The following is a 2968-nucleotide window of genomic DNA, read 5'->3' as shown; positions in this document are numbered from 1 at the left end:
ATGTTTTCATCTTTCCTATAAGCGTTTTTGATGTTTTGTACACTGTTGTTAATGAGTGACAAAAAGCGCTTTGGATCATATTTGGGTTTCATTGGAATAATAAATGCGAGGATGACACCAGCCAGGGTGGCGTGAATGCCACTTTTTAACATCGCTACCCAGAGGAATGCCCCGATAATCAGATAGGGAGACAATCTTCGTACTCCACCCAGATTCAGACAGGTGAGTGTAAATATGAAAAAGCCTGCTAAGGCTAAGGCTGCCATATTCAGTGTATCAGTGTAGAACAGCGCGATAACAATCACGGCACCTAAGTCATCAACAATCGCCAATGCAACCAAAAACATCAGCAGGCTCTGTGGAATCCGATTACCCAGTAACGCCAAAGCGCCTAGCGCAAAGGCGATGTCCGTTGCCATCGGGATTCCCCAACCGTCGGCAGTGTGACCGCTGGGATTGATCGCGAAATAGATCAGAGCCGGTACCAGCATGCCCCCAATAGCGGCGATGATTGGCAGCAGTGCTTGTTTGACGTTGGCGAGTTCACCAACCAACAGTTCACGTTTCAGCTCCAGTCCAACGACAAGGAAGAAGAGGGCCATAAAACCGTCATTGATCCAGTGATGCAGTGATTTTGAGAGCTGAAAGTTCTCTAAACCAATTGTCAGATAAAGCTGGAAGAAGTGGTGATAAGCATCAGCCAGTTGACTGTTCGCAATGATCAGCGCGACCACAGCACAAAGCATCAGCAAAACACCACTGGTTGTCTGTCTGTGGATAAATATTTCTATCGGGGTGAGGATCCTATCAAAGGCACGTTCCCAGGGAGCAACGTGCTCTTTTCCCGAAAGTCTACGTTTACGTTTCATTGCAGTCTCCCTGCTATTACTCATTCCAAGATCAATCCCTTTCAACTGTAGTGTATTGAGAGGGATTGATCAGGTTTGTTTTCTGTATTTGGTGCTCAAGGTTGCGGGCACGGGTATTGGTTTCTTAATGCGCGAAATACCGAATGTGCTTTATCTAAATCGGAGCTGCTGCTCTTCTGAGTAATTTCTCCGAGAATACTATCTATAACGTCATTATTGGACTTACTTTCAGGCAAGCAGAAGCCCGCGTAGTAGGTAGCAGGAACGGCTGATGGTCGCTCGCCCACACGTGTTTTAAAGGCTCTCTCGAAAAAGTCTGATGGTTGATCGCCTTTGTTGGCAGCATCAAAGCGGCGAATGATTTCGGTATCAGTTAACTGTGCACCTGCAAGGAAGCCAGCGATATAAGACTTATCCAGTGTGTTGCTGTCCGTCTCGTCACTGGCAAAAAGCGATGGTGCAGATACACATGTAATCAGAGTAAATATAGGCATTAAATGTTTCATGGCTTATTCCTTGCGATGATTTAGGGTTGTGTCATCAGTAAGTTCAAACATGTATTGCTCTATCAGGCCTACGAGCATTCCCTCTCTACTTACTAAGCGGTGGAATTTGATGAACCAGTCTTCGACAATGATCGGTATTTCATAATCTATACGTTGAATAATTCGACTCAGGTCATAACCTCAATAACCAACGTGCTGTACAGCGGGATACCAACCAAGATGTTGAAAGGGAATGTCACTGTCAGCGATGAAGTAATGGATAAACTCTGATTTGCGTTGGGCAAAGCGACGGACATTGCAGCGGGTACCGCAATATAAGAAGCACTCCCGCCTAACGTCGCCAGAAGAATCGTTCCGCCCACAGACAGGCCAAGCAGTTGCGCGAAAAGGGCACCCACTAACGCGCCAAACAGCGGCATAACCACACCAAAGCTGGCGATAAAGGATCCGTATTCTTTTAGTAGATTGATACGGGAAGTGGCGACACGCCCCATTTCAAGCAGGAAGAGTGCTAATACGCCGTAGAAGAGATTGCCAAAGAATGGCATGAGCTTCTGACTCTGATCGCCTGCCCACCAACCAACTAAAAGAGCCCCGCTCAGTAATAGAACACCTTGGTTGAGAAAAATCTCGTGCAGCACTTTCCTAAGGTTCAGTGTCTGTCCCTTACCTTGCGCCAACCAAAGACCCACCGCGATTGCCGGGATCTCCAGCAGCGCAACAAACAAAGGAAAGTAAGGTTCATAGCTGATCTCTCTGGCGTCCAGTACGGCCATGGCAACTGCAAATGTCGCGATACTGACTGAGCCATAATGGGCTGCGATGGATGCGGAATCTACCCGCGAAAGGCCACCTAGTTTGAGTAATACTGGGAAGGCAAAGAGGGGAAGAAGGGCACCAAAACCAAGAATCAGCAGAGATTGCCAAAGGAGCTCGATATTACCGAACTGACCTAGTGCGATACCGCCCTTTAATCCAATAGCGATAAGAAGGAACAGGGTGAGGCTTTGATACAACCCCGAGGGCATTTTAATGGGTGCTTTAAGCAATTGTGCAAAAGCACCCAGCAGGAAAAAAGCGGCGACCACATCCAGTTGCATCGTGTGGAACTCCTTAAACGGGGTTAGAGAGGTCGTTGGCTGCGTTAGATGCTCTTCTCAACCCGATTGTTACGACCGAGAGAACACCGGCGATGCTTATCAGCCCCCAGCCCGGGAGGTTTAAAAGCAACAGCGCGATACCCAGCCCCAGCAATAATGAGATTGAGATTAGTTCAAAATAAAGCGATGTATCGTTCATATTGCGCCTCTGGATTAACGACGGGTTTCAGCCGTTTTGCATGAGACGATTATCCAACTAAATTTATATAGATAAAAATAGATACTAATTATGTAAGGTATAGATAAATATCTATGTTATGGGGCGGGTTATGGCTAAATTACATGCGCGTATTGGGACATTGCGTCAGTTGGAAATTTTACTGGCGGTGTATCAGGCAGGCTCCATCACAGCGGCATCAAAACAACTTTTCCTTACTCAACCCACGGTATCTATGCAGCTGAAAAAGCTGGCGGATGCAGTCGGTACCCCTTT

The 2968-nt window shown here is 47.0% G+C and carries 4 protein-coding genes; 1 reads left to right on the top strand and 3 read right to left on the bottom strand.

Annotated elements, in window-relative coordinates; translation table 11 throughout:
* The 3 genes from nhaA to ABYW01_RS18075 all read right to left on the bottom strand — a co-directional run.
* A partial coding sequence (gene nhaA, locus ABYW01_RS18085; protein WP_372835517.1) for a Na+/H+ antiporter NhaA occupies positions 1-914 on the bottom strand: 914 nt, incomplete at its 3' end.
* A 50-nt stretch (positions 915-964) separates the two neighbouring features.
* Positions 965-1375 (bottom strand): hypothetical protein, encoded by a 411-nt coding sequence (locus ABYW01_RS18080; protein WP_372835514.1) that lies wholly within the window; start codon positions 1373-1375, stop codon positions 965-967.
* Between the two features lie 167 nt (positions 1376-1542).
* Positions 1543-2475, bottom strand: coding sequence for a sodium-dependent bicarbonate transport family permease (locus ABYW01_RS18075; RefSeq protein ID WP_372835511.1), 933 nt, complete (start codon positions 2473-2475; stop codon positions 1543-1545).
* A gap of 317 nt (positions 2476-2792) precedes the next feature.
* Here ABYW01_RS18075 and ABYW01_RS18070 point away from each other — a divergent pair.
* Positions 2793-2968: LysR family transcriptional regulator (locus ABYW01_RS18070; RefSeq protein ID WP_372835518.1), on the top strand; the 176-nt coding region annotated here is incomplete at its 3' end.

This window comes from Pontibacterium sp. (assembly GCF_041587635.1).
In the GTDB taxonomy this organism is placed as follows: domain Bacteria; phylum Pseudomonadota; class Gammaproteobacteria; order Pseudomonadales; family Balneatricaceae; genus Pontibacterium.
The sequence above is the reverse complement of the archived record's forward strand: the minus strand, read 5'-3'. Positions and strand labels throughout refer to the sequence as shown.